The following is a 523-nucleotide window of genomic DNA, read 5'->3' as shown; positions in this document are numbered from 1 at the left end:
AATACCATATTCCTAAGTCACTTGCGTTTCGGAGTTATGAAGCCATTGAAGAATTGCCAAGAGGGAAACAGATGCAGGTGGATTTTGGGGAGATGAGGGTTAAAACCTTCGATGGAAAAACGATGAAACTATATGTCATTGCCTTTGTCCTTTCCCACTCGCGCTTTAAATATGCCTATTGGCAGGAACGGCCATTTACCACCCGGGATGTCCTGCGTTGTCATGAAAAGGCGTTTGAATATTATTGCGGAATGACCGAAGAGATTGTCTATGACCAGGACAAGCTGATGACAGTCAGTGAAAATGGGGGCGATATTATCTATACAGAAGAATTTCAGTCGTATAGGCAACAAAGAGGATTCCGTATCTACCTTTGTCGGGCTGCAGACCCGGAGTCAAAAGGTTATGTATAGTAAAAAAAAATGTAAAGTAAACCTTTTTTCAATTGCCAAATCGGCATTTTGTTTAGATTTACTTTACATTTTATCTGGTGTTATTTATTGAAACTTCTTAACCAGCTCAA

General features: G+C 40.0%; 1 pseudogene. It reads left to right on the top strand.

Annotated features, from left to right (window positions below):
* Positions 1 to 410, top strand: a pseudogene (locus tag ACFSCZ_RS18555) (DDE-type integrase/transposase/recombinase); the annotation flags it as partial.
* Between the last annotated feature and the right edge of the window lie 113 nt (positions 411 to 523).

The sequence above is a fragment of the Siminovitchia sediminis genome, assembly GCF_042680885.1.
Taxonomy (GTDB): domain Bacteria; phylum Bacillota; class Bacilli; order Bacillales; family Bacillaceae_C; genus Siminovitchia; species Siminovitchia sediminis.
This window is presented reverse-complemented; position numbering and strand designations above follow the sequence as displayed.